The following is a 25,118-nucleotide window of genomic DNA, read 5'->3' as shown; positions in this document are numbered from 1 at the left end:
AATCACTCGCATGCACATAAAAAATGGCATGAACAAACAAGACCATATTAAATGATCACCTGTTTGCTCATGCCTGCTTAACCAGTAACACGCAAATGTTTTATTAAATTTAAATATAGTATACACATTTGTTTAAGCGTTTACAATAGGAATTCCAAAAAAACTCAGCCAAGTTATTTTGGCTGAGTTTATGAACTTTGCTTCTATTTATATTATAAGAAACGTTTAGTTGCTACTGAGATTGGTGGGATTTGATCTAAGTCTAAGTGTTTATCTTCAGTGATAGATCTGTATGCCCATTTACCATAACCAAGTGCTTCTGCATTAACAATTTTACCTGGTAATGGTGCAGCGTTAGGGTCTACATGTACGTCAACGATAGTTGGTACGTCTTGTGACATAGCTTCTTCTACAATATCATCTAAACGACTAACGTCTCTAACTGTATAACCTTTACCGCCTGCAGCTTCAGCGAATTTAGCGTGATCCATATCAGAGAAATCAATGGCATATTCTAATTCACCAGCAGCTTGTTGTTCATATTTAATGAACGCTAATTGTTTATTGTTTAATACGAAAATTGTTAATGGTAAATCGTATTGAACTGCTGTTGCAAAGTCTTGCATAACCATTTGGAATGCACCGTCACCAGCAATAGCTACAGCTTGACGATTTGGGTATGCAATTTTAGATGCCATAGCACCTGGAAGTGCACAACCCATTGTACCTAACCAACTTGAGATGATGAATTTATTATTAACACCTAAGTTTAGGTAACGTGTTGACCATACAGTTGATGTACCAACATCTGCAGATACAATTGCATCTTCTTTTAAGTTATCATTGATTGCTTTCATTAAACGTTCTGGACGTAATGGTGAGTTATTGTTGTTTAAGTCTTGTTCCATCCATTTATCCCAAACAGCTTTACGATCTAATGCTTTGTCTAAGAATGGACGTTTAGCAACATGTTTAATATTTTCAGTTAATTGTTGTAACGCAATTTTACTGTCGCCTAAGATACCAACATTGATGTCGAAACGGTGACTGATGTTTTCTTCTTTAGTATCGATTTGGATCGCTTTAATATTTTTCTTAGGTAAATATTTAACGAATGGGAAGTTAGTACCAATCATGATTAATAAATCTGCATCTTGAATTGTTTGATAAGATGCTTTAGTACCAATTTGACCTAGGTTACCTAAGTTATATGGGTGATCATCAGCAATAATTGCTTTTGCTGGTAATGTGTGAATAACTGGGATTTTAGCCATTTCTACAAATTCACGTAATTCATCTTTCGCATGTTGTGCACCAACACCGAAAAGTACAACTGGTTTTTTACTTTTATTGATTAATTTAGCAGCTTTTTTGATGTTTTTGAATTTAGGTGCAATTGCTTTTGGTTTAGTTGTGTTAACTGGTTTATCAGTTGTATCTTTAATGTTTTGAGTTAAAAGATCGTTAGGGCAAATAACAACAGCTACACCTTTTTTCTCATAAGCAGTACGGATTGCTTCGTTAACAACCTCAAATACATTGTCGCCTTTTTGAATTTGGTGATTGTAAACCGCTACATCTTCACATAACTTAGATAAGTTAGTTTCTTGGAACGCACCTGTACCTAAAAGACTATCGTTTGTTTGACCAGAAATAATCAATTGAGGAACGCTATCCATTTTAGCGTCATACATACCATTTAATAAGTGAACTAAACCAGGACCACCAATACTTAATGCTACCCCAATTTTACCTGTGATTTTTGTATAACTACCAGCAGCTAAACTTGCTACTTCTTCGTGACGTACGTGATAGAATTTGAATTGATCTCTAACTGTACGTAAAGAGTCTACTACTGCGTCGATTGAATCTCCTGGGATTCCGTATAAGTGATCGATGTCCCATGCTTGTAATGCTTTAACTAATGCTTCATTTGCTTTGATTTTTGCCATTTTTTCAAATAGCCTCCCTTTCTATTTATATGAGTTTCTTCCCTTTAATAGAACAATAAAATAAGAATTGGTATTAAAATCGAACTGATTACTGCAGTTAATATCATACCAATAGAACTAAATGCGCCTGATTCTATATCTAATTCTAGTGCTTTTGCCGTACCGAAAGCATGAGAAGCGTTACCATATGTTAAGCCTCTCGCGATAGATGACTGAAAGCCTCCCATACGCAATAGCATTGAACCTAGAATGCTGCCTATTAACCCTGTAGCTATTATAAAGAGCACTGTAATCGTATCTGTACCACCAAGTTCATTGGATACTTCTATCCCTACGGCTGCCGTAATAGACCTTGGTAGCATTGTTACAATGGTTTCTTTGGAATAGCCAAAGATTTTCAACGTTACGTATACTAACATAAAATTAAGTACTACACCAGTTAACACGCTCGTGAAAATCACAAATAGATATTTCTTTATCTTCTGTCTATTTTGATAGAGGGGATAAGCCAAACAAACGACTGTTGCGTTTAAAATATGGTTTATCCATTCCCCACCTTTCATGTAACCTTTATAACTAACGCCAAACATAAGCAGAATCGCTATAATGAGTATCGATGAAATTAATGCAGGGTTCAGAAAAGGATTGTTGTATCGATCTTGTAGTCTTCTAGCTATGATATATACCACAATCGTCAGCAGAATCATGATAGTAGCTTGTAATATATTCGTCATAACTCATCCGTTCCTTTTCCAACATCATCTCTTTTCACTAGCGTTTCAGCAATATAGCCTGAAGATAATGCCACTAAACATGTTCCTAAAATAATAATTAAGAAGAACAATATGTAGTTTAGTGTAATATCTGATGCTACATTCATCACGCCAACTACAGACGGGATAAAGAAAAACACCATTGTTTTTAATAGGAAGTTTGCACCTTCGTCTACCCATGATACAGGAATGATTTTAAACTGTAACAATAGATAAAACATGAGTAGGCCAACAATACTACCTGCTAAAGGAATGTGTAATAAGCGCTGCACTTCGGTACCGATGTATGAAATAAGTAATATAAGAATGATTTGTACAAAAAGTTGTAGTAAATCTCTCACCTTATGCATGCGATCTATCCCTTCTAAAAAATTTGTCCAAATTGTTACAACAATTTTTTAGTGATACTTGTAATTATAGTCTCCATCTTTCTATTATTAAAATACATTTTTCGAATATTAAACATTCCTTAAATCTATGGAAGCGCTATCTTTATAGTAATGTAAAAAGTCCCCCCGCATTAACGGGAGAACTCTACGCTATCTTTGTATTTCAACTTTCATAAAATTGATATCATTGGAACTTTATTACGCTCTTACCCTAAGCGTTCTCTTAAATAATCAATCCACTTATTCGCTGCATAACTTAATCGTTTCCCTTTCTTCCAAACAATACCTAACTCCCAGTCTACATGCGCATCTTCAATATTAAGCACACGTACATTTTCATTCATGAGTTGCGTAATAGAATAAGGTAATATAGCGATGCCAAGTTGATTACTGATTAAATTTTCAATGACGTTCCATTGCGAAATTTGAGAGACCATATTGGGTATAAAACCTGCATTTTTAGCTATTTCCATAATTTTATCATTTAAATAGAAATCATCGTTAAATAATATGAAGTCCTCTTGAATTAATTCTTTCATTTTCACAGATTGGTGTTGTGCTAAAGGATGTTCATGATGGATAACTACACATAACGATTCTTTATTTAAAGCAATGGCTTCAAATCGTTGTTGATCAACAGGTAATGTTGTAATACCAAAATCCAATTCATCATTTAATAGTTGCTGTTCAATGTATTTTCCACCGTTCTCCACAAAGTTAAATGTTACATTGGGAAAATGTTGATGAAAATCACCAATCATATCAATTAAAGTCTGCATGTTCATGACTGCTGAAAGCCCTATATCCATATGACCTGTTTCCAATCCATATAAACTATTGATTTCAGATGGCAAGTTTTCATAAAGTGCAATGATTTCCTTACATTTATTAAAGAAGATCTGGCCTGCATCTGTTAATACAAGTTGCCTCTTCTCTCTATCAAACAACGGTACTGCCATCTCACCTTCAATATCTTTAATTGCCTTACTAATAGTAGGTTGAGCTATGAATAAAGACTTCGATGCATTAGTCATTCCGCCTTGCCTCACAACTTCAACAAAATATTTCATATGTTTAATATCCACGCAACTCACCCATTCAAAAACTGTTTCTTTTATTATACAATATCACTTATTTTTATATGTATGAAACATTAGTATACACATTACTGTATTTTTATTTAGCCATTTATCGCATGTCACTCTGTTAACTATGTTATAATTTAATCTGGCTCAAATTGATTATTCGAGGTGAGGAATTGAGCTTTTACGAATTTATGCAAAATTTTCTTGGTGATGACACACCATTAGGCGAATTGGTTGATTGGATTAATCAAGATAACAATTTTCCTAGACAAGTGAAGAGCCAAAGTGAAATATTGTCATATTTTCGAACTAATCCGTGTCCTGAAGACTTATCAATGACGATTGTTAAAAGAGCATTGTCAGTCTTCAACCAATTCACTAATGTATGATCTATGTTAATTGTTATTTAGCATTCATCTAACATAATGAATACATGGAGTCTATCATCTCGAAAACGTCTTAAATGACGTCGAACGCTGCTAATAAAGTTTCGTACTTTATTGGCAGTTTTTTATACTTATAAATCTAATGTAAAATGATGAAAATTGCATACAAATATAAATATTATTACAAATACCCTATTTTTATTTCAGTAGCGTTACAGTTACTTGTATAATTCGTTTCTAATGTTGTATTCTATCTTTTTTACATCTATTATGAATACGGTTACTAAATAAAAAAACGATTTTTGGGAGAAAACAATGAAACTAAAACAATTATTATCTCGTGTCATAATCGCTACTGGAATCTTGTTAACTGGAACTATTGCTTATCAAACAGCTGAACAGACACACGTGTCAGAAGCAGCTTCATATAAAAATTATTACAACAAAGGTCAATGTACATGGTGGGCTTATCAACGTCGTGCACAATTAGGTAAACCTGTTTCTAATCGATGGGGAAATGCGAAAAATTGGTATTACAACGCAAGACGTTCTGGGTATGCTACTGGTCATACACCAAGACGATATGCTGTTATGCAATCAACAGCAGGTTATTACGGACATGTTGCCGTAGTAGAAAGAATATATAATAACGGCAATATCAAAATATCAGAATACAATTATAATCGTCCGTATGGGTATGGGACACGAATTATAAGTAAAGCATCTGCTCGTAATTATAACTACATTTATTAAAGATATAAAAAGGACATTGGTACTGCAATTGAGTTTGCAAACAATGTCCTTTTATTTATATTTATTGATCTTGTCTTATTTGTTCTAAAATGGCTTTTGCTTTTGCTGAATTGGCTTTGTCTTCTTGTTTAAGTGCATCTGCTACTTGTGCAATTTCATCACCTTTTGCACCTACGATAATAGCTAATGATTTATACTGCAAACTCATATGACCTTGTTGTATCCCTTCTGATACAAGGGCTCTGCATGCTGAGAAGTTTTGTGCCAAACCAACTGCTGCCACAACATGACCTAATTCTTGTGCAGATTTAACATTCAATAAATCAAGTGATGCTTTAGCAATTGGTAATACTTTCGTACCGCCGCCCACTATTGCAAGTGTCATTGGTACTTCAATTGTACCTATAAGACGTTGACGTTCTTGATCATATTTCCAAGTCGCAATGCCTCTATATTGACCATCTCGACTTGCATATGCATGTGCACTGGCTTCTGCACCACGTGTATCATTACCTGTTGCTAAAACGACTGCATGTATACCATTCATTACACCTTTATTATGTGTTGCCGCTCTGTGGATATCTACTTGTGCTAATACTGAAGCGCGTTCCATTCTACGAGCGACCGCTTCACCATCACGTCCACCTTTATTAAGATCTTTGATGTCTATTTCACCTTGCACCTTAACTACTGACGCAGTAGCATGATTTGATAATATGCTCATTAATACATCTTTATCTGGGAATTCATTTTTTAGGTGTGCTGTAATCGCTTCTAAAATTGTATTTAACATATTAGCACCCATCGCATCTTTAGTATCAACATATACTTTAAGTGATAGCAATTGCTGTTTTGGGAATGAATCTATTTCAATCTTTTGATAACCGCCACCTCTAGCTTTAATAGATGGGTATGCTTCATCTGCTATTTGATGGATTTGTGCTTCTTTATCTTGAATGGCTTGTGATAGACTTTCCGTATCTGTCACGCCATCAAATACAATTTGTCCAATCATTAATCGTTGACTTGAAACAGTTTTAAATCCACCAGTATTGTTTACTAATTTAGCCCCGTAACTTGCAGCTGCTACTACGGATGGTTCTTCTACCATCATTGGTACCACATAAGGTTGATCATCAACTATAATTTCGGGTAATAATCCCACCGGTAAAGTACCTTGTCCAATTACATTTTCTATTAAACTATTTGCAATATCTTCATCTATCAGTGGATGATTTAAAAGAATGTCATGATTGTCACTAGATAACCAACCATATGACTCTAATTGTTCTAATTTATCTTCTCGTGAAAGATGTCGGAACCCTTTGTCTAACTTTTTCATTTGTGCTTCTCCTTTATTTAACATTTTTAGTTATCATCGCTACTCGCATTCAAACGTGTTTACATTCATCTAAAAACTTGAAATATATGATCCATAAAGGCGTCAGCGTTTTTAGATGATACTGTCTATATGTTTCCTCAATCTTATAAAACATTCTAAAATTTTTAAATTATAACAACATTGCTCACTATGTTTTTTAATTTCTACTTGATTCAATAAGCTATTTAAAGCAATTATTAAAACGCTTACATAACTGTTATACATTGAGATGAAAATCTGTTATATTCATTGTATATCACTAAATTATTTTGGTATGATACTAATGCTACTTTTAAAACTGAAAGGATGTACGCCTTATGAACATAGGTATAGATAAAATTAACTTTTATGTACCCAAATTTTATGTAGACATGGCAAAGCTTGCAGAAGCACGCCAAGTTGACCCAAATAAATTTTTAATTGGCATTGGCCAAACGGAAATGGCTGTAAGTCCAGTCAATCAAGACATCGTATCAATGGGAGCAAATGCTGCTAAAGATATTATAACAGACGAAGATAAAAAGAAAATCGGTATGGTTATTGTTGCAACTGAATCTGCAATTGATTCAGCTAAAGCTGCAGCCGTTCAAGTGCATCATTTACTAGGTATTCAACCTTTTGCACGTTGCTTTGAGATGAAAGAAGCTTGTTATGCTGCTACACCTGCCATTCAATTAGCTAAAGATTATCTTGCAAATCGTCCAGAAGAAAAGGTATTAGTTATTGCAAGTGATACTGCACTTTATGGCTTACAATCTGGTGGAGAGCCTACACAAGGCGCTGGTGCCGTAGCCATGATGATTTCACACAATCCTAGCATCTTACAACTTAATGACGATGCTGTCGCTTATACAGAAGACGTCTATGACTTCTGGAGACCAACAGGCCATGCTTATCCATTAGTTGATGGCGCATTATCTAAAGATGCTTATATACGCTCATTCCAACATAGTTGGAACGAATATGCTAAACGCGAAAATACATCATTAGCTGATTTCGAATCATTATGTTTCCATGTACCATTTACAAAAATGGGTAAAAAAGCATTAGAATCAATTATTGATGACGCTGATGAAACAACTCAAGAACGTTTAAGAGCAGGTTATGAAGATGCGGTTTATTACAATCGCTATGTAGGTAATATTTACACTGGTTCATTATATTTAAGTCTTATTTCATTATTAGAAAATCATAAGCTTTCAAGTGGACAAACGATTGGACTATTTAGTTACGGTTCAGGTTCAGTAGGTGAATTCTTTAGCGCTAATGTAGTAGATGGTTATCAAAATCACTTAGATATAGAAGGTCATCAATCTGCGTTAAAACAACGCAATGAAGTGTCAGTTGAAGACTACGAAACATTCTTTAAACGTTTTGATGAATTAGAATTTGATGAACAACAAGATAAAGTTGAAAATGATCAATCGATCTTCTATTTAAAAGCAATCAATGACAATATTCGTGAATATCACGTTCCAGAATAAACTTTATCAGAAATATCACATCATTTTTTAATATAAATAAGCCTAGATGTATCGGACCATCATCATTGATGTCCACATCTAGGCTTTTTATTATGGCTTTGTTGTGTGTTTCGGTGTAAATAAATGCGTCATGTCTATATTTTCTATTTCTAATAATTTGATTTTATTAGGCAACGTCCCACCATACCCTGTCAAGCTACCATTTTTTCCAACTACGCGATGACATGGGATAATAATTGATATCGGATTACTACCTACAGCACCACCTACTGCTTGTGCTGACATCTTATCTTTATTCATTTTCTTAGCAATACGTTGAGCTATATCACCATACGTCGTTAATTCACCATATTCTATTTGGTTTAATTCTTCCCACACATATTGTTGGAATGCTGTTCCTGATGGTTGAACAGGAACAGTTTCTTGTGGACGTTCTCCCTTAAAATACGTATCTAGCCAGGATCTTGCTTGTTTAAATATTGGTAACGATGCTTTGTTTACTCTTTCAGTTGGTTGTTGTTGATTACTAAATAATAATTGAGTTAAATTTTGACCATCACTGACCAATTCTAATTGGCCAACTGGGGATTGATAAAAGCAATTATATTCCATTATGATCACTCCAAATTTCGTCTATTTCTATTTCAAGTTGTTTGAAAATGACTACCATTATATAATCAATTGGGGGTGATGATTGTGAAAAAGCATCCTAATGATGTTGATTTACATTTCAATACAAATAACCAACTTAATAGCAAAGCCACTGAAGCACATGCGAATCAAATCACTAACTTTTATAAAGCAATTTATCAAGTTAATGATATCGTATTAGGACTTGTCTTTTTAGTTGGTAGTTTCTTATTCTTTAGCGATAAAACCGTAACAATTGGAACAGTTCTCTTTGTTATCGGTAGTATACAAATGACGATAAGACCTGTCATCTCTTTCGTCCATGATTTGAAACTCGCCAACTTTTATCATAAACAATATTTAAAAGACTTGAATCAAAATACTAACAATAAAGACTAAAGGTTCTGTCACCTTTAGTCTTTATTCATTCAATCGCTTGATATTCTGAATTCTACTAATTATTGAAAATTGTATAACTTCATATTTTCTTGTTTCGCATATTCTAAAGCTAAAATTTCTAAAATATTAATAAATGCTGGTTCATCTTTGACTTTAATATATTGGAAAGTTAATCCGTATTCTTCTGCAGTTACACCTTTTAAATCTGATGTATCTTTTTTCTTACTTTTCGCAAGTTCTCGTCTAAATTTGGTTGTGCCACTATCAGATTTAGAATTATATTGCGCTAATTTGCTATTTAAATCCTTTTGAATCGGTTTATATCCAGTTGAATAACCACCAGTTTGGCCTACAAAGACAGGTTTTTTGCCATCGAATATCACATATACACCAAACTGATCCTCGACTTTTTCTCTATCTTCTTTCGTGAATGACAATGCCTCTTTCTTATCATATTTAAATAATTTCTTTAACTTCTTCTCATTGTCTTCTAATAACTGATTTAATTTCTTACTACCTTTCATGATTAAAATCCCCCAATAGTTTTTTATTTTTCTGCTTATTGACTATATATCACTATTTAAAAGTTTTAATCATTTTTCTAGTAAATTAATATTTAATCAATCATTTCTTAATATATTAAAAATCAGATATTGAACTTTTTCATTTAAAAATTTTACTTTGGGTGCTTTTAATTTGATCATCACAATGACATTTAGAACTACATGAGCCGCATTGTCCAGACTTGGATTGTTTGAAGTGTTTAATTAATACATATGCTGTATAGCCGAATATTGCTAAAAATATCAAAATATTAATGATAATTGTCATTACGCCACTTCCTTAAACGATTAATCTAGCAATTTGATAAAATGCTAGTGCTAAAATATAAGCTGTTGCTAATGGATAAACCATTGAAAATAATGTCCATTTAATTGAATATGTTTCTTTACGAATCGTCGCTACTGTTGATAGGCATGGAATATATAATAATATAAAAATCATAAAGGCATACGCTGATAAAGGTGTGAATTGTTGTTGTAAAACATGTACGAGACCACCTTCACTTGATGAATAAATGATTGCCATTGAACTAACAATGACTTCTTTAGCTAAAAACCCTGGAACGAGTGTTGCACCTGCTTGCCAAGTACCAAATCCTAATGGATGTAAGACAGTTGCTACGATTGAACCCACAATGTGTAAGAAGCTTTGATCGATACTGACATTAAATCCACCTGGACCTGCATAACTTAGAAGCCAAATCACGACTGACCCACCAAAAATAAATGTACCTGCTTTTTTAACAAAGCCTTTTGCCTTTTCCCATGTACTTCTCCATAATGTTTTAATTGATGGAATTCGATACGTAGGTAACTCGATAATAAATAATGAATGCTTATTTTTAAGGACGGTCTTAGTTAAAATAGTACTTGCAATAAGAGCAATGACAATACCTAACACATATAGACTGAGTACCACTAAAGATTGATGTTCTTTAAAGAATACCCCTACAAACAAAGCATAGACGGGTAGTCTTGCTGAGCATGACATAAATGGCGCAATTAATATTGTCGATAATCTTTCTTTCTCATTTTCTATACTACGTGCAGCCATAATACTGGGCACATTACATCCAAAACCAATGATCATTGGTATAAATGCTTTACCACTTAAGCCAAAATGTTCCATTAATTTATCCATTAATACGGCGATTCTAGCCATATACCCTGAATCTTCAAGCAATGAAATAAAGAAGAACAATACGATAATTTGTGGTACAAATACAAGTACTGAACCTACGCCTGCAATGATTCCATCTGTAATTAAATCTTGCAAAAATGGTACGACGCCTATTTGATGCATTCCCGCTTTAACCCAATCGGTTAAAGTACCTCCGATAAAATCATCTAATTGATCAGATAGTGGTGTACCAATCCAGGTAAAAGTAATTTGAAATATCAACCACATAATACCTAGGAAAATAGGCATACCTATATATTTATTAATTAGTATTTTATCTAATTTTGATGAGAAGAATTGCTTTTCTTCATCTGGATATGTCACGACGTCTGTTAGTATTTGTTCTATATATTGATTACGTTTTTGTTCTATATCATCACGGATAGATAATGTGAGTTGTTGTGAAAGTGCTGATTTAATTGGTTCTAATTGTTGAATCAATGTCTGATTTAACGTTTGACAAATTTGCGCATTATCTAACAAATATTGAATTGCGATAAAACGCATTTGCTGCGACGTATAATGAGTACCGTCTTTTAAACATGCACAAATATCTTTGATAGCTTTTTCTATTTCTGTTCCATAGTTTAATTTGAAGTGTGGCACTTGAGCTTGATCTAAATATTGTAACTCTTCAAGCATATGCGCTGTACCCTTACCATTACGTGCAATGACTGGTAATACTGGTACTCTTAAACGACGCATCAGTTTATCATGATCAATCATAATACCTCGTTTGGCAGATACATCGATCATATTTAAACCAATCATCACTGGCACATTCAGTTCTAATAATTGAATTGTTAGCTGCAAATTCCGTTTGAGTTGGCTCGCATCAACAATATTAATCATTCCTGTATAATCATTTTGCAATAAATACTTTGTCACAACTGTTTCGTCTTTAGATATTGGAGATAAATCATACGTCCCTGGTAAATCAACGAGGGTTCCTAATTCTTGCTTTAATTTTCCAACTTTCTTTTCAACAGTGACACCGCTCCAGTTACCTACATACTCATAAGAACCTGTTAAATTATTAAAGAGGGAGGTCTTACCGACATTGGGATTACCTAAAATACAATAACTTTGACTCATGATCCTATTCCTCCAAAGCTATCTGACAAGCATCGCAATGTCTAATGCTCACTTGTTGTCCGCTAATCTCAATCACACATGGTCCATTGAACATACAACGTTGTTTCACTTTAATATCTGAACCTACTCGAATACCAAATGCATTCAATCTATAAATCATGTCCTTATTATTGATATCAATTTGTTTAATCTTATATTTTTTATTTTTTAGTGCTGATTTAATATTTAACATTTACCTCACGCTTCCCCAAATAATATTGATAATCATTATTAATTAAAGTAAGCGTATACTTATATCCTTTGATATTCAATATCATTTAATCCAATATTATTAACAATTTATGACAACTTAATTTCTCACTCAATTTTTACGAAAAACAAAAACGTTGTTTAAGTCATAAAGCGACTCAAACAACGTTTCTTATCTTTTAATTACTATATGAATTAGAACATTTCAGAAACGACTTTTTGTTCTAAGAAGTTTAATAAGTAATCTGGGCTACCTGTTTTGGCATCTGTACCTGACATTTTGAATCCACCGAATGGGTGATAACCAACGACTGCAGCTGTACAACCACGATTTAAATATAGGTTACCTACATCGTATTCATTAACAGCTTTAATCCAATGTTCACGGTTATTTGTAATCACTGCACCTGTTAGACCATATTCAGTATCATTAGCAACATCGATAGCTTCATCAAAGTCTTTCACTTTAACAAATCCAACAACTGGTCCGAAGATTTCTTCTTGCATGATACGATCTGAAGATTTTAATCCAGAGAAAATAGTAGGTTCAATGAAATATCCAGTAGAATCATCAGTGCCGCCACCTTGTTCTAATTTACCTTCTTCTTTACCAATTTCAATGTAATTTTTAATTTTATCAAATTGTTTTTGGTTAATCACTGGTCCCATGAACGTGTTGCCAGTTGTATCACCTAATGATAATGCTTTCGTTAATTTAACTGCTTTTTCTAAAACTTCATCGTACACATCTTTATGAACAATAGCTCTAGAACAAGCTGAACATTTCTGTCCTGAGAAACCAAATGCTGAGGTAACAATGGCTTCTGCTGCTAAATCCGTATCGATATTTTCATCGGCAACAATCGCATCTTTACCACCCATTTCAGCAATAACACGTTTTAAGAATGTTTGTCCTTCTTGAACTACTGCACTTCTTTCATAGATTCGCGTACCTGTCGCTCTTGATCCAGTGAATGTCACAAAATGCGTATCTTTATGATCAACTAAGTAGTCACCAATTTCTTTTGGATCGCCCGGTACAAAGTTAACTACACCTTTAGGTAATCCTGCTTCTTCTAAAATTTCCATTAATTTATATGCTGTTAATGGTGTATCTTCTGCTGGTTTTAATAATACTGTATTCCCTGCTACTACTGGCGCTAATGTTGTACCAGCCATAATTGCGAATGGGAAGTTCCAAGGTGGAATTGTAACACCTGTACCAATTGATTTATAGAAGTATTTGTTATGTTCTCCTTCTCTATCTAATACTGGTTTACCATCAGCTAAATCCATCATTGAACGTGCATAATATTCAATAAAGTCAATACCTTCAGCTGCATCGCCAACTGCTTCATCCCAAGGTTTACCCGCTTCGTAAACCATTACTGCAGAAATCTCTTCTTTACGACGACGAATAATTGCAGCAACACGTAACATTAATTCAGCACGATCTTTATGAGACCATTTTTTCCATGTTTGGTATGCTTCGTTAGCAGATTGAAATGCTTTTTCTACATCTTCTTTTGTTGCTTTTGAGACTTTAGCAATAGTTTGAGATGTTTTGGCTGGATTGATAGATTCAAATTGATCTTTTTTGCTAATTTTTTTACCATCAATCACTAATGGAATATCTTGACCAAGTTGTCCTTCAACCTTTTTTAAAGTCTCTTTAAATTTATCTACATTCTCTTGAACCGTAAAATCAATACCTGGTTCATTTTTAAAATCTACTACCATTATTGCGTACCCCCTATGAAATATTAAAGTGAGTTCTTCAAACCCTTTGTTTAATGATATTGAGGTCTAGATAAATGCCTATTGATGTTACTGTCTTTCAGTGTCATTTTATCTCAACCTTTCTTACATTCTACTATGTACTGTTACACTTTTGCAATCGCTTTCATTTAAAAATCTTAATATTTCAAAAATTTAATATGCGGATTAATCAAACCTTAATATTTTTTGATTCTGACAGTTAAATCGCCAACCTCAACTCGAAATAAAATAAGTCCACAAGAAGCAAATGCATTGAACCACTTTTACTTCTTATGGACAACTATGTGATTAATTATCAATTTGACGTATGACTTTACATGGATTTCCTACTGCTAAACTATTAGGCGGGATATCTTTCGTTACAACACTACCTGCACCTATCACACTACCTTCGCCGATAGTAACACCTGGTAATACCACTACATTACCACCAAACCACGTATTACTACCAACACTAATAGGCTCAGCTAATTCTAATCCCTTATTTCTATCTTCATACTTCAATGGATGTGTCGCTGTATAAAAGCCACAATTAGGACCTACAAATACATTATCACCAAATGTAATACCTCCACCATCCATTAAATAACAATTTGTATTAAGAAATACATTTTCACCAAAGGTCACATTCCATCCGTAATCAGTATCAAATGGTATGGCAATATCTATATTTTCAGGATTTGATTGGAACAGTGACTTTAATATTTCATTTCTTTCGTCTTCATGACTTGGTTTTGTATGATTATAGTCAAAGCATAAATCTTTAGCTTTTTTCCTATCATTGATTAATTCCGAATCGAAATTGGCATCATACCATTGATGCGCTAACATTTTTTCTTTTTCTGTCATTTATTACGTCATCCTATCATTTAATTCGTTTAACTATTTGTTAAGTGGTCATGAAGTCTCCACCATTAACATGAATCACCTGTCCAGTGATATATGAGCTATCTGCAGGTGTTGCTAAAAATACATATGATGGTGCTAGTTCAGCTGGTTGACCACGACGCCCCATTGGTGTACCACCGCCTTGATTTTCAACTTTCTCTTCATCAAATGTTGCAGGAATCAACGGTGTATAAATGGGGCCTGGTGCTACTGCATTCACACGAATATTTTTCTCCATTAATGTAGTAGCTAATGAACGTGTAAATGATACGATAGCACCTTTTGTCGCTGAATAATCAATCAAGTGACCTGAACCTCTATATGCTGTCACACTTGTCGTATTAATAATTGAATCTCCATCATTTAAATACGGTACTGCTGCTTGAGATAAAAATATCATTCCGAAAATATTTGTCTGGAATGTCTCTTTTACTTGTTCTGGTGTAATCTCTTCAAAATGATCTCGAGGAAATTGCACGCCACCATTATTAACTAGGATATTAAGTCCACCAAAATCATCGACAACATCTTTCACAAGTTGCTGCGATTGTGTCTCGTCTTTTAAATCATGTGCATATGCTTTAGCCTTAACACCTAATTCTTCTAAACGACGAACTGTCTCTTTAGCGTCTTGATGCTCATTATAGTAACCAATGGCTACATTGGCACCTTCTTTAGCAAATAATATCGCAACTGCACGTCCAATGCCTGAATCACCACCAGTTATTAGTGCAACTTTGTCTTTTAATTTTCCTGCAGCTTGATATGTGTTTAACTCAGCTATTGGCTTAGGTTTCATTTCCGCTTCAATACCTGGTTGATTACTTTGCGTATAACCTTTAATTTGTTGATGAAATTCTAATAAATTCATAACATGTCCCCTTTCCTAATCAATATTCAACTTCCCTATAAAGCTGCTTTCAAAACGATTTAAATACTTTTTCCATGCCTATTTTTAAACATCATACTGAAGTACGAGGTAACATCAATACCATAGCCCCATGTATTCAAGTACTTTATTTTCTATAATAAATAGTATCAAAACCAAAAGGAGCCGATAATAATGAAAAGGATATTAAAAACTGTTATTGCAGTCCTAATCCTCTTAGGTGTCGTTAAAACAGTTCAAACACATGATGTCATTAACGAAGCCGACCAATACTATCAACAAATGAAAAATGGACAACTTTTAGAGAACTTTTCCAATTATGATATTAACCAACTTAAAGATATTGATATCAAACAATTCTCTCCATCAGATTTCTTCTAGATACTTAATAAACCAATGACTCATATAAATGACAATACCAGCGAATCAGCTGTTAATATAGATGATTAAAGTACAATTCTCATGTCTTACGCATGGTTGAATTGTACTTTTTGTTATTCTTACCTATTTACTGACAATACCTCAGTTCATACGATTGACTTAAATACCTATAGGGGGTATATTAAAAGTGAATAGAAATGGAGGCTTTCGCATGGATAAAAACAAAAGAACAACTTTAGACATCACTGGCATGACATGCGCTGCGTGTTCCAATAGAATTGAAAAGAAATTAAACAAACTGGATGATGTTAAAGCTCAAGTTAACATTACAACTGAGCAAGCCACTATTGATGATTTTAAAGGACAATACCGAACTAATGACTATGTCAACGAAATCCAGCATTTGGGATACGATGTAGTAAAAGACAGTATTGACTTAACTATTTCTGGTATGACATGTGCAGCATGTTCAAATCGTATAGAGAAAGTCCTTAATAAAATGGATGGTGTCGTTCAAGCGACGGTTAACTTGACTACAGAACAAGCAACTGTGACATATTATCGTGGCGTCGTTAATAGTGATGATTTTATTTCTAAAATCCAGAATTTAGGTTATGACGCTGAAGTTAAAGAAGGACAACAACAATATTCAAATAAAGATAAACAACTGAAGAAACAGTTCCATAAATTAATCTTTTCTATCGTATTATCAGTACCACTACTGATGACAATGTTGGTTCATTTATTCCATTTACCTTTGCCCTCCCTATTGATGAATCCCTGGTTCCAATTCATATTGGCTACACCAGTACAATTTATAATTGGTTGGCAGTTTTATAAAGGTGCTTATAAAAATCTAAAAAATGGCTCTGCCAACATGGATGTATTAGTCGCTTTAGGTACAAGCGCAGCTTATTTTTATAGCATTTATGAAATGTTTAAATGGCTCAATCATTCAACGCATATGCCACACCTTTATTTTGAAACGAGTGCTGTATTAATTACGCTTATTTTATTTGGTAAATATTTGGAAGCAAAAGCTAAAACACAAACGACCAATGCCCTAGGTGAATTATTAAGTTTACAAGCTAAGGAAGCGCGCATTGTTAAAGATGGTATAGAAAAAATGGTTCCCATTAAAGATGTTCTAGTTGGCGACCATATTATTATTAAACCTGGTGAAAAAATCCCAGTTGATGGTGTCATTATTAAAGGTATAACGTCTATAGACGAATCTATGTTAACTGGGGAATCTATCCCAGTAGATAAAAATGCGGATGACAAAGTTATTGGCGCAACGATTAATCAAAATGGCTCAATCATTATGGAAGCAACACAAGTCGGTAATGATACAGCATTAGCTAATATCATTAAGGTTGTCGAACAAGCACAAGGTTCCAAAGCACCTATTCAACGATTAGCTGACCAAATATCTGGTTATTTTGTGCCAACCGTTGTCGGTATTGCATTACTTACGTTTATGATATGGATTACAGTGGTTCATGTCGGAGAATTCGAACCCGCGCTTATGGCAGCTATTTCAGTACTTGTAATCGCTTGTCCATGTTCATTAGGCTTAGCTACACCTACATCTATCATGGTGGGAACAGGACGCGCTGCTGAAAAAGGTATTTTATTTAAGGGTGGTCAGTACGTTGAAGAAACACAACACATTGATACTATTGTTTTGGATAAAACGGGTACCATTACTAATGGGAAGCCTGTAGTAACTGATTTTGACGGTGATACACGTTCACTACAATTACTCGCTAGTGCAGAGAACGCTTCCGAACATCCATTAGCAAAAGCCATTGTAGACTATGCTAAAGGAAAAAATCTCGAATTAGTGGATACGGATGAATTTAATGCTATGCCAGGACATGGTATATCCGCAACTGTTGACCATTCAACGATTTTAGTTGGTAATCGTCAATTAATGACAAAACATCAAATTCCTTTGAATTCTCATATAGATGAAAAAATGACTCAGTGGGAACTCGATGGTAAAACGGTCATGCTAATTGCCATCGATGATATATATCAAGGTATGATCGCTGTGGCAGACACTATTAAAGATAATGCTATTGAATCAATACAGAAACTACACAAAATGAATATCGATGTCGTGATGTTGACCGGTGATAATAACAATACCGCCCGAGCGATAGCACAACAAGTCGGTATTGATCATGTCATTGCCAATGTACTTCCAGACGAAAAGTCCGACAACATCACACGTCTACAAAAAGAAGGTCGACAAGTAGCTATGGTTGGTGATGGTGTCAATGATGCCCCTGCACTTGTTACTGCAGATATCGGTATTGCCATGGGTACTGGTACCGAAGTTGCGATTGAAGCAGCCGATATTACAATATTAGGTGGTGATTTATCATTACTATCTCAAACAATCAATATCAGCCAACTAACAATGCGCAATATCCGTCAAAATCTCATTTGGGCTTTTGGCTATAATATCGCAGGTATACCTATCGCCGCTTTAGGTCTACTTGCACCATGGATTGCAGGCGCTGCGATGACATTAAGTTCTGTTAGCGTTGTAACCAATGCATTAAGATTGAAACGAATCATTAAATAAAACAATCCAATTAAGTTGTATCAATTACTTTTAAGTCATACAACTTAGTTATAAAATGAAGATAAGATATTAAATAAAATGAGGTGAATTAAAATGGGACAAGAAATTATTAATGTAGAAGGCATGAGTTGTGATCATTGTAAAAATGCTGTTGAATCTGCTTTAGCTAAAATAAACGGTGTTTCAGCTGCAGAAGTTGATTTAGAAAAAGGACAAGTACGTGTGGATTATAACGAAGATAAAGTTCAACTTTCTGACATGAAAGATGCGATTGAAGATCAAGGCTATGATGTTAAATAAAAATTAAAACGGGAGCGACCTTAATGGGTATCGCTCCCGTTTTTTAATTTACTCGCAAATGAGTTGTTCCTGTTTGAATAACCTCCATTGTTGCATCTAACGCATCAACGATTAAATTTTCCACTGCTGCTTCTGTATAAAATGCAATATGTGGTGTTATGATGATATCTTCTCTATCAATCAGTTGTTGAAGTAACGTATCATTCATCTTTTTATCTCGTTGATCACTAGGGAATAAGCCACGTTCAAATTCATAGGTGTCCAGAGCAGCACCTTTAATTTGACCACTATCTATACATGATAGTAACGCATGTGTATCGACTAAAGTGCCTCGTGCACAATTGACAAATACTGAACCTTTTTTAAAATGATTAAATGTATATTGATCAAATAAATGATGGTTATATTTAGTTGCTGGGACATGCAAAGTAACAATATCTGCACCTTCAATAGCTTCTTGTAAAGTGGTTTGATATGACACTATATCTTTAATATGCGCATCAGGAAAAGGATCGTATGCGACTACCTCGCATCCATAACCATTAGCAAAAATTTTAGCTACAATACTTCCTATTCTTCCAGTACCTATGACTGCCACTTTCAAATCACTGATTGATTGTGACAGTATTGATGGTTCCCATCTAAAATCATGTAATTTCATTTTAGTTTGAATAGCATTAAAATGTCTGACAACATTAATAGCTTGTGTTACTGCAAATTCTGCAATTGAACTTGGTGAGTACGAAGGCACATTAGAGACGATAATGTCATATTTTGATGCTAACTCTAAATCGTATGTATCAAATCCCGCACTTCTTTGAGCAATTTGTTTAATACCGAATGATTTTAATTTAGCAAACACCGCTTCTGAAATAGGTAGTTGTTGTGATAATGATAACCCATCAAATCCTTTAACCTCATCGACATTATCCTCTGTCAATGGTGACTTAGTTAACTCATATTCCACATTGTTTTCCTTAGCCCATGATTCAATATATACAATATCCTCGTCACGCACACTCATTATTTTAATTTTAGTCATAATAACTTCATCCCCTATGTACTATTTTCCATATAAATTTGCTAAAGTTGCTAATCGTTCTGCTGCTGTTTCAAGTTGTTCATCTGGTAGTGCTAAAGATAGCCTTACATAGTTTCTACCATTTTCACCGAACGGGATACCAGGTGCCACTAAAATGGAATATTCTTTTAATAAGAACTGTTCAAATGATTCACTCTCATATCCGGGTGGTGTCTTTAACCAACAATAAATACCACCTTTAGAATGTACAAATGGCAACCCTGCTTCACTTAATATACGCTCAAACATATCTCGTCTTCGCTTGAATGTATCATTTTGTTGTTCTAAAAATTCGTCATAATGATTTAACGCATAGGTTGCTGCGTCTTGTAAGGCACCAAACATACCTGCATTCGTATGTGTTTGATACTTTTTCAAGGCCTGAATCATGTCACGATTTCCTACTGCAAAGCCTACCCTAAATCCTGACATATTGTATCCCTTTGATAACGAGAATATTTCAACAGCTACATCTTTTCCATTCTCTGATGATAAAATACTTGGATTTTTAGCATCAAAACCGAATGCACTATAAGCGAAATCATGAATAATTTTAGTATTAGTATCTTTAAATCTTTGAATCGCTTCATCAAACACTGCTTTGGTAGCAGTAGAGCCTGTTGGATTATTTGGATATGTTAAATAAACTAGCTTTGTATTATTTAATATATTTTTATCTACTTTATCCCAATCTGGCAGATAGTGCGGTGGTTCTAAATTTAATGAGACAGGGCGAGCATCCGCAAGCATGACCCCCGCTAAATAATCTGTATAACCTGGATCCGGTAATAGCACATTTTCCCCAGGATTAACGAGACAAGTTGGAAGTGCAACAAGTCCATTTTTCGTACCGTATAATATACAAACTTCATCTTCTGCATCTAATTCAACATCATAATGTCTCTGATAAAAATCAACGATGGCTTGTTTAAATGATGCTTTACCATGAAAAGCACCATATTTTTGATTCTCAGGTACGTTCAATCTTTTAGCAAAATGATTAATAATACCATGTGGTGTTTCACCATCCGGAATACCAACAGCCATATTAATTAAAGGAAGAGGCCCATATTCTATTTTTCTTCCCATAGTTTTGCCAAAATAACTTTCAGGAATTGCCGCCAATCTCTCTGACATTTTCACGTCTCATGCCTCCTTAATCTCCAATGTTCTATGTCATGTTTAGATATTATCATTCTATCAAGCGGATTAATATTGTCAATATTAACAATATTCTGATTTTTAATCTTAGTGTTTAGTATCTAATATAAATAAAACGTGAGAATTCGTATTGATATGAAAGTCATAGCAATTCTATCTCACGCTCTACGCTAACGAATTATATATGATTGTTAATATCTTTGATGATTTCATCAACGGTGATTTTAGCACTTGTTAAAACAATAGGTACACCTGCACCTGGATGTGTACTCGCACCAGCAAAGTATAAATCTTTGTAATCTCTAGATACGTTCGGAGGTCTATAATAATTACTTTGTGCTAGCGTGGGCATTAACCCAAATGCTGTACCAAACTTAGCATTAAACGTTTGTTCAAAATCTTTAGGTGTAAAAATCGTTTCGGAAATAACATAATCTTGAACATGTTCAAGTGCAGGTATAGTAGCTAATTTACGATAAATATGTTCTTTAACACTTTTTATAAACTGTGGATTTTCCCATTCTAAAGGGCCTGTTTTAAGCTCTGGTGTTGGCATTAAAACATATAATCCTGTCTGTCCCTCAGGCGCTAACGTGGCATCTCCTACTTTAGGTACATATAAATACAACGATGGATCTTCGGAAATATCCCCATTAAATATTTCATCTATATTTTGTCTGAAATGATTTGAAAATAAGACATTATGCAACAATACATCTTCCGTAATATCTTTATCAATCCCTATATACATCATAAAAGCTGAACATGAATAATCTAATTGGTCTATTTTTTGAGGAGGATATTTTTTAACGGGTGCATGTTGTGGCATTAATTGTTGCGCAGCATATGGAAAGTCTGCCGTACAAAGTACCTTATCAAATCGTTTAACTAGGCCATTCACTCTTACGCCGTCTGCTTGCTTATACTTAGGATCAATAATAATTTCTTCTATATTAGCATTACATTGTATATCCACACCTAGCTTAAGGTTTAGTTGTTCTAAACCTTTCACCATGCCATACATACCACCTTTAATAAAATGAACACCAAACATCATTTCAATCATTGGAATAATTGAGTATAATGAAGGGCCTTGTTTAGGATCAATGCCTATATACAACATTTGAAATGCTAACATTTTTTGAACTTTTTCATTTTGGACATATTGACCAATTAAGTTATCCGCATGATTTAGTGTTTTTAATTTATAACCTTGAATCAGTGATGTTAAATTATAAAAGTCTGATGGTTTTCTATATGTTCGTTCTAAAAAATATTTTCTAGCAATCTCATATCTTCCATATACATCTGCTAAAAATTTCATAAATCCATGTGTCGTTCCAGGTTCAATTTGTTCTAAAGCGTCATGTAACTCAGCTAAATCGGTAGGCACTCTCACTTTATCATCTTTATTAAAATAGACATCATAGATATATGGTAATTGTTTCATTTCTACGTAATCTTCAAAGCGTTCACCACATTCTTCAAACACGTCTTTATAAACTTCAGGCACCATAACTATTGTAGGTCCCATATCAAAGGTAAAGCCATCTTTCGTAAATTGGTTCATACGTCCACCAATCTGTTCATTCTTTTCATATAATGTTACTTGATGACCATGTGCAGCAAGCCTAGCTGCAGAAGCTAAACCTGTCACACCCGCACCTATTACAGCAATATTCAATTGACATTCCACCTATTTATTATATTTAGCTTTAACTTGTCTGTATATGTTTAACTTATCCAACCTTGAGACATATACTCTTCGATGTAATGGATAACCATGTACACGAACTTCATCTATAATACCTTTATAAATACGTGCCGCTAGTTCGATAATTAATCTTGCTTCAGGTTTAAAAACATTTAAATGATCTAATGCAAATTGATAATCCTTTTCTGCAATTTGAGCATAATGTTCCCATAAATTAATATAATTATCAGTTAACTGCTGTTGATAAACGTCTTCAATATTTACATCATATTGATTTAACATCTCTCGACTAAAATAAATACGACCTTTTTCAAAGTCTTCGCCTACATCGCGTAAGATATTAGTTAATTGCAATGCTTCTCCTAATTCTCGAGCCACTTCATATGTTTCATGACTTGGCTGTTCAGTCAAAATAGGTGATAGTACTTCTCCAACTGTCCCAGCTACACCATAACAATATCTCATTAATTCCTCGTCTTTAACGAACATTTCAAAATGTTCATCTTCAAATACAGATTCTATCAAATTATAGAAAGATTGATACTCCATTTTGTAATTTTGAGATGTATCGTAAAAAGCTAACATAATACGTTGATTACTCTTGAATTGAACCGTAGAATCAACTTGCTGTGACTCAATCAGTTGAATATCTTCTTTAATAGCTTGTAATTTTTGAGGATTTTGTTCTTCATCAATACTATCATCTATAATTCTACAAACCGCGTATACTGCCCAAACAGCACGCCTCTCACTTTCTGGTAATAAGTCAAACGCATAAGAAAAACTTTTAGAATGCTTTTTCATTATTTGATGACAATATTTATAACTCTCATTGACCGTTGTCATTCATGGACCTCCTGTTACACATAACCTTTTATACGTTAATATCAATTCTAGACGTATAGAATGATATTTATGTAATGAATATATAGAACTTTCTACCGTACTTAGCCTATATCTATATCATTTGAATTGAATGTTTCGTCACCCAATTCAATTGATTAAAAAACTGAATGATATGCTATATATAGTTTTTGTTAAATTCCCGTATTTAATGGTAATCAAACACTTTACACGAAATATAAATATATTCTAATCGTTCATTTTTACGCATAAAAAAAAGAGGATGACATTGTCATCCTCTTAATCATTTATAACTCGAAGGGCTTTCCAGTTATAAATTAAATCCTACCACCAACCGTGGCTTTGACGGAAAGCAATTGCATTGCTTAATGAACCGTAACGGCTATTAGCATAGTTAAGCATACCTTTAGTTTGGCTAGCTACTGAACCAGTTCCCCATGATTCCATAGTTTGTCCTAAACCTCTGTAACCAGCTGGGTTTACTGCGTTAGGGTTACCACCTGATTCTGGCATAACGATAGCGTTCCAAGCTTCTTCAGTACCACCATTAGCTAAGAATTGTGCTTTAGTTGATCCACCTGTTGAAGCACTTGAAGTTGATGGTGCTGAGTATGAAGTTGTTTTAGTGCTGTAGTTGTGGTTTGAACCATTGTTTGATGTAGTTGGAGCTGAAACAGCTTCTACATTAGTGTTGCTTGATTGTTGGTTAGAGCTTACTGATTGAGTACCAGCTTCTTGATTGTAAGAAGTTGTGTAGTCAGCTGATTGAACAGCAGTGTTTGATGTTTGAGCTGAAGTAGAACCAGCTTCTTGGTAGTTCCAAGAGAAGTTAGTACCATCTGAAGTAAAGTTATATTCGAATCCACCACTTACAAAGTGAATGTCATAAGCGCCTTCTTGAACTGGTGCAGCGTTTAATTGTTCTGGGTGGTTATGAGCTAAGTCTACTAAGTGTGCTTGATCTACGTTAGTAGTTTCTGAAGCGTGTGCTTCGTGTCCTGATACTGCGTAACCTGCTGCGCCTAATGTTAATGCTAAAGTTGATGCGATAAATGTCTTCTTCATAATTGAAAAATCCTCCAAAAAGTTTTTTGTTTTTTATATGTTTTAAAGTATTAAATTTCGTTGTGCAATATTGAAAATGTT

At 34.1% G+C, this 25,118-nt stretch carries 25 protein-coding genes; 7 read left to right on the top strand and 18 right to left on the bottom strand.

From position 1 onward, the window contains the following. Positions 1 to 212: 212 nt before the first annotated feature. The 4 genes from P7F85_RS01690 to cidR all read right to left on the bottom strand — a co-directional run bounded on the left by P7F85_RS01690 (position 213) and on the right by cidR (position 4,199). Positions 213 to 1,952, bottom strand: a complete 1,740-nt coding sequence (locus P7F85_RS01690; protein ID WP_002466921.1) for a pyruvate oxidase — start codon at positions 1,950 to 1,952, stop codon at positions 213 to 215. Between the two features lie 44 nt (positions 1,953 to 1,996). Then, positions 1,997 to 2,686 carry an LrgB family protein gene (locus P7F85_RS01685; protein WP_002466957.1) on the bottom strand — a complete coding sequence of 230 codons (690 nt, stop codon included), beginning with the start codon at positions 2,684 to 2,686 and terminating at the stop codon, positions 1,997 to 1,999. Continuing rightward, positions 2,683 to 3,075 (bottom strand): CidA/LrgA family protein, encoded by a 393-nt coding sequence (locus tag P7F85_RS01680; protein WP_002466955.1) that lies wholly within the window; start codon positions 3,073 to 3,075, stop codon positions 2,683 to 2,685. Before P7F85_RS01680 ends, P7F85_RS01685 begins: the two co-directional genes overlap by 4 nt. A 245-nt stretch (positions 3,076 to 3,320) precedes the next feature. Continuing rightward, on the bottom strand, positions 3,321 to 4,199 hold the full coding sequence (cidR, locus tag P7F85_RS01675) for a cidABC operon transcriptional activator CidR (RefSeq protein WP_002466936.1): 879 nt from the start codon (positions 4,197 to 4,199) through the stop codon (positions 3,321 to 3,323). Positions 4,200 to 4,372: 173 nt separating this feature from the next. On the opposite strand from cidR, the gene P7F85_RS01670 reads away from it, so the two are divergent. Both P7F85_RS01670 and P7F85_RS01665 read left to right on the top strand, forming a co-directional pair. Further along, positions 4,373 to 4,588: a sterile alpha motif-like domain-containing protein gene (locus tag P7F85_RS01670; protein WP_002450133.1), complete on the top strand. Its 216-nt coding sequence runs from the start codon at positions 4,373 to 4,375 to the stop codon at positions 4,586 to 4,588. A 312-nt stretch (positions 4,589 to 4,900) separates the two neighbouring features. Next, positions 4,901 to 5,338 carry a CHAP domain-containing protein gene (locus tag P7F85_RS01665; protein ID WP_002450134.1) on the top strand — a complete coding sequence of 146 codons (438 nt, stop codon included), beginning with the start codon at positions 4,901 to 4,903 and terminating at the stop codon, positions 5,336 to 5,338. A 61-nt stretch (positions 5,339 to 5,399) separates the two neighbouring features. On the opposite strand, the gene P7F85_RS01660 is transcribed toward P7F85_RS01665, so the two are convergent. Further along, positions 5,400 to 6,680, bottom strand: coding sequence for a hydroxymethylglutaryl-CoA reductase, degradative (locus P7F85_RS01660; protein ID WP_031464073.1), 1,281 nt, complete (start codon positions 6,678 to 6,680; stop codon positions 5,400 to 5,402). Positions 6,681 to 7,036: 356 nt separating this feature from the next. Here P7F85_RS01660 and P7F85_RS01655 point away from each other — a divergent pair, with 356 nt between their 5' ends. Then, entirely contained in the window at positions 7,037 to 8,203 is a 1,167-nt protein-coding gene (locus P7F85_RS01655; RefSeq protein ID WP_002466972.1) for a hydroxymethylglutaryl-CoA synthase, read from the top strand. A gap of 90 nt (positions 8,204 to 8,293) precedes the next feature. Here the strand turns inward: P7F85_RS01655 and P7F85_RS01650 are convergent, their stop codons facing one another. Further along, on the bottom strand, positions 8,294 to 8,815 hold the full coding sequence (locus P7F85_RS01650; protein WP_002466938.1) for a methylated-DNA--[protein]-cysteine S-methyltransferase: 522 nt from the start codon (positions 8,813 to 8,815) through the stop codon (positions 8,294 to 8,296). A gap of 78 nt (positions 8,816 to 8,893) precedes the next feature. Here P7F85_RS01650 and P7F85_RS01645 point away from each other — a divergent pair, with 78 nt between their 5' ends. Then, positions 8,894 to 9,232, top strand: coding sequence for a YrhK family protein (locus P7F85_RS01645; RefSeq protein WP_002450138.1), 339 nt, complete (start codon positions 8,894 to 8,896; stop codon positions 9,230 to 9,232). Positions 9,233 to 9,291: 59 nt separating this feature from the next. Here P7F85_RS01645 and P7F85_RS01640 read toward each other — a convergent pair whose 3' ends face one another. From P7F85_RS01640 to P7F85_RS01610, 7 genes are all read right to left on the bottom strand, one after another. Beyond that, positions 9,292 to 9,756, bottom strand: coding sequence for a hypothetical protein (locus tag P7F85_RS01640; RefSeq protein WP_002466977.1), 465 nt, complete (start codon positions 9,754 to 9,756; stop codon positions 9,292 to 9,294). A gap of 139 nt (positions 9,757 to 9,895) precedes the next feature. After that, entirely contained in the window at positions 9,896 to 10,063 is a 168-nt protein-coding gene (locus P7F85_RS01635; RefSeq protein ID WP_019236086.1) for a FeoB-associated Cys-rich membrane protein, read from the bottom strand. Between the two features lie 12 nt (positions 10,064 to 10,075). After that, positions 10,076 to 12,070 carry a ferrous iron transport protein B gene (gene feoB, locus P7F85_RS01630; protein ID WP_002466986.1) on the bottom strand — a complete coding sequence of 665 codons (1,995 nt, stop codon included), beginning with the start codon at positions 12,068 to 12,070 and terminating at the stop codon, positions 10,076 to 10,078. Between the two features lie 4 nt (positions 12,071 to 12,074). Next, positions 12,075 to 12,302, bottom strand: coding sequence for a FeoA family protein (locus P7F85_RS01625; protein WP_002466951.1), 228 nt, complete (start codon positions 12,300 to 12,302; stop codon positions 12,075 to 12,077). A gap of 212 nt (positions 12,303 to 12,514) precedes the next feature. After that, positions 12,515 to 14,059, bottom strand: a complete 1,545-nt coding sequence (gene pruA / locus P7F85_RS01620; protein ID WP_447158556.1) for an L-glutamate gamma-semialdehyde dehydrogenase — start codon at positions 14,057 to 14,059, stop codon at positions 12,515 to 12,517. Positions 14,060 to 14,386: 327 nt separating this feature from the next. Beyond that, the gene (locus P7F85_RS01615; protein WP_002466946.1) at positions 14,387 to 14,947 is read right to left on the bottom strand and encodes a sugar O-acetyltransferase; all 561 of its coding nucleotides are present in this window, start codon (positions 14,945 to 14,947) and stop codon (positions 14,387 to 14,389) included. Positions 14,948 to 14,987: 40 nt separating this feature from the next. After that, positions 14,988 to 15,857 carry an SDR family oxidoreductase gene (locus P7F85_RS01610; RefSeq protein WP_002466929.1) on the bottom strand — a complete coding sequence of 290 codons (870 nt, stop codon included), beginning with the start codon at positions 15,855 to 15,857 and terminating at the stop codon, positions 14,988 to 14,990. Between the two features lie 192 nt (positions 15,858 to 16,049). Here P7F85_RS01610 and P7F85_RS01605 point away from each other — a divergent pair, with 192 nt between their 5' ends. From P7F85_RS01605 to copZ, 3 genes are all read left to right on the top strand, one after another. Next, the gene (locus P7F85_RS01605) at positions 16,050 to 16,256 is read left to right on the top strand and encodes a hypothetical protein (protein WP_002466979.1); all 207 of its coding nucleotides are present in this window, start codon (positions 16,050 to 16,052) and stop codon (positions 16,254 to 16,256) included. 211 nt (positions 16,257 to 16,467) lie between these two features. Next, positions 16,468 to 18,852 (top strand): heavy metal translocating P-type ATPase, encoded by a 2,385-nt coding sequence (locus P7F85_RS01600; RefSeq protein ID WP_002466933.1) that lies wholly within the window; start codon positions 16,468 to 16,470, stop codon positions 18,850 to 18,852. 93 nt (positions 18,853 to 18,945) lie between these two features. After that, on the top strand, positions 18,946 to 19,152 hold the full coding sequence (gene copZ / locus P7F85_RS01595; RefSeq protein WP_002466956.1) for a copper chaperone CopZ: 207 nt from the start codon (positions 18,946 to 18,948) through the stop codon (positions 19,150 to 19,152). Between the two features lie 43 nt (positions 19,153 to 19,195). Here the strand turns inward: copZ and P7F85_RS01590 are convergent, their stop codons facing one another. The 5 genes from P7F85_RS01590 to P7F85_RS01570 form a co-directional block, all read right to left on the bottom strand. Beyond that, positions 19,196 to 20,194, bottom strand: coding sequence for a D-lactate dehydrogenase (locus tag P7F85_RS01590; protein WP_002466927.1), 999 nt, complete (start codon positions 20,192 to 20,194; stop codon positions 19,196 to 19,198). 21 nt (positions 20,195 to 20,215) lie between these two features. Next, positions 20,216 to 21,370 carry an aminotransferase class I/II-fold pyridoxal phosphate-dependent enzyme gene (locus P7F85_RS01585; protein WP_171001925.1) on the bottom strand — a complete coding sequence of 385 codons (1,155 nt, stop codon included), beginning with the start codon at positions 21,368 to 21,370 and terminating at the stop codon, positions 20,216 to 20,218. A 202-nt stretch (positions 21,371 to 21,572) separates the two neighbouring features. Further along, entirely contained in the window at positions 21,573 to 23,078 is a 1,506-nt protein-coding gene (locus tag P7F85_RS01580; protein WP_117725925.1) for a phytoene desaturase family protein, read from the bottom strand. Between the two features lie 12 nt (positions 23,079 to 23,090). Beyond that, complete coding sequence (locus P7F85_RS01575) at positions 23,091 to 23,954, bottom strand: phytoene/squalene synthase family protein (RefSeq protein WP_002467051.1); 864 nt, start codon at positions 23,952 to 23,954, stop codon at positions 23,091 to 23,093. Between the two features lie 342 nt (positions 23,955 to 24,296). Further along, positions 24,297 to 25,037 (bottom strand): aggregation-promoting factor C-terminal-like domain-containing protein, encoded by a 741-nt coding sequence (locus P7F85_RS01570; RefSeq protein ID WP_015364674.1) that lies wholly within the window; start codon positions 25,035 to 25,037, stop codon positions 24,297 to 24,299. Between the last annotated feature and the right edge of the window lie 81 nt (positions 25,038 to 25,118).

This window comes from Staphylococcus sp. aM, assembly GCF_052975125.1.
This window is presented reverse-complemented; position numbering and strand designations above follow the sequence as displayed.

Bases quoted from the DNA above. Each gene is read 5' to 3' on its own strand.
- P7F85_RS01590 (WP_002466927.1), bottom strand. From the start codon at position 20,194: ATGACTAAAATTAAAATAATGAGTGTGCGTGACGAGGATATTGTATAT.
- P7F85_RS01570 (WP_015364674.1), bottom strand. From the start codon at position 25,037: ATGAAGAAGACATTTATCGCATCAACTTTAGCATTAACATTAGGCGCA.
- P7F85_RS01665 (WP_002450134.1), top strand. From the start codon at position 4,901: ATGAAACTAAAACAATTATTATCTCGTGTCATAATCGCTACTGGAATC.
- P7F85_RS01605 (WP_002466979.1), top strand. From the start codon at position 16,050: ATGAAAAGGATATTAAAAACTGTTATTGCAGTCCTAATCCTCTTAGGT.
- P7F85_RS01690 (WP_002466921.1), bottom strand. From the start codon at position 1,952: ATGGCAAAAATCAAAGCAAATGAAGCATTAGTTAAAGCATTACAAGCA.
- pruA (WP_447158556.1), bottom strand. From the start codon at position 14,059: ATGGTAGTAGATTTTAAAAATGAACCAGGTATTGATTTTACGGTTCAA.
- copZ (WP_002466956.1), top strand. From the start codon at position 18,946: ATGGGACAAGAAATTATTAATGTAGAAGGCATGAGTTGTGATCATTGT.
- P7F85_RS01575 (WP_002467051.1), bottom strand. From the start codon at position 23,954: ATGACAACGGTCAATGAGAGTTATAAATATTGTCATCAAATAATGAAA.
- P7F85_RS01660 (WP_031464073.1), bottom strand. From the start codon at position 6,680: ATGAAAAAGTTAGACAAAGGGTTCCGACATCTTTCACGAGAAGATAAA.
- P7F85_RS01650 (WP_002466938.1), bottom strand. From the start codon at position 8,815: ATGGAATATAATTGCTTTTATCAATCCCCAGTTGGCCAATTAGAATTG.
- feoB (WP_002466986.1), bottom strand. From the start codon at position 12,070: ATGAGTCAAAGTTATTGTATTTTAGGTAATCCCAATGTCGGTAAGACC.
- P7F85_RS01645 (WP_002450138.1), top strand. From the start codon at position 8,894: ATGATTGTGAAAAAGCATCCTAATGATGTTGATTTACATTTCAATACA.
- P7F85_RS01625 (WP_002466951.1), bottom strand. From the start codon at position 12,302: ATGTTAAATATTAAATCAGCACTAAAAAATAAAAAATATAAGATTAAA.
- P7F85_RS01610 (WP_002466929.1), bottom strand. From the start codon at position 15,857: ATGAATTTATTAGAATTTCATCAACAAATTAAAGGTTATACGCAAAGT.
- P7F85_RS01600 (WP_002466933.1), top strand. From the start codon at position 16,468: ATGGATAAAAACAAAAGAACAACTTTAGACATCACTGGCATGACATGC.
- P7F85_RS01655 (WP_002466972.1), top strand. From the start codon at position 7,037: ATGAACATAGGTATAGATAAAATTAACTTTTATGTACCCAAATTTTAT.
- P7F85_RS01615 (WP_002466946.1), bottom strand. From the start codon at position 14,947: ATGACAGAAAAAGAAAAAATGTTAGCGCATCAATGGTATGATGCCAAT.
- P7F85_RS01640 (WP_002466977.1), bottom strand. From the start codon at position 9,756: ATGAAAGGTAGTAAGAAATTAAATCAGTTATTAGAAGACAATGAGAAG.
- P7F85_RS01680 (WP_002466955.1), bottom strand. From the start codon at position 3,075: ATGCATAAGGTGAGAGATTTACTACAACTTTTTGTACAAATCATTCTT.
- P7F85_RS01635 (WP_019236086.1), bottom strand. From the start codon at position 10,063: ATGACAATTATCATTAATATTTTGATATTTTTAGCAATATTCGGCTAT.
- P7F85_RS01585 (WP_171001925.1), bottom strand. From the start codon at position 21,370: ATGTCAGAGAGATTGGCGGCAATTCCTGAAAGTTATTTTGGCAAAACT.
- P7F85_RS01685 (WP_002466957.1), bottom strand. From the start codon at position 2,686: ATGACGAATATATTACAAGCTACTATCATGATTCTGCTGACGATTGTG.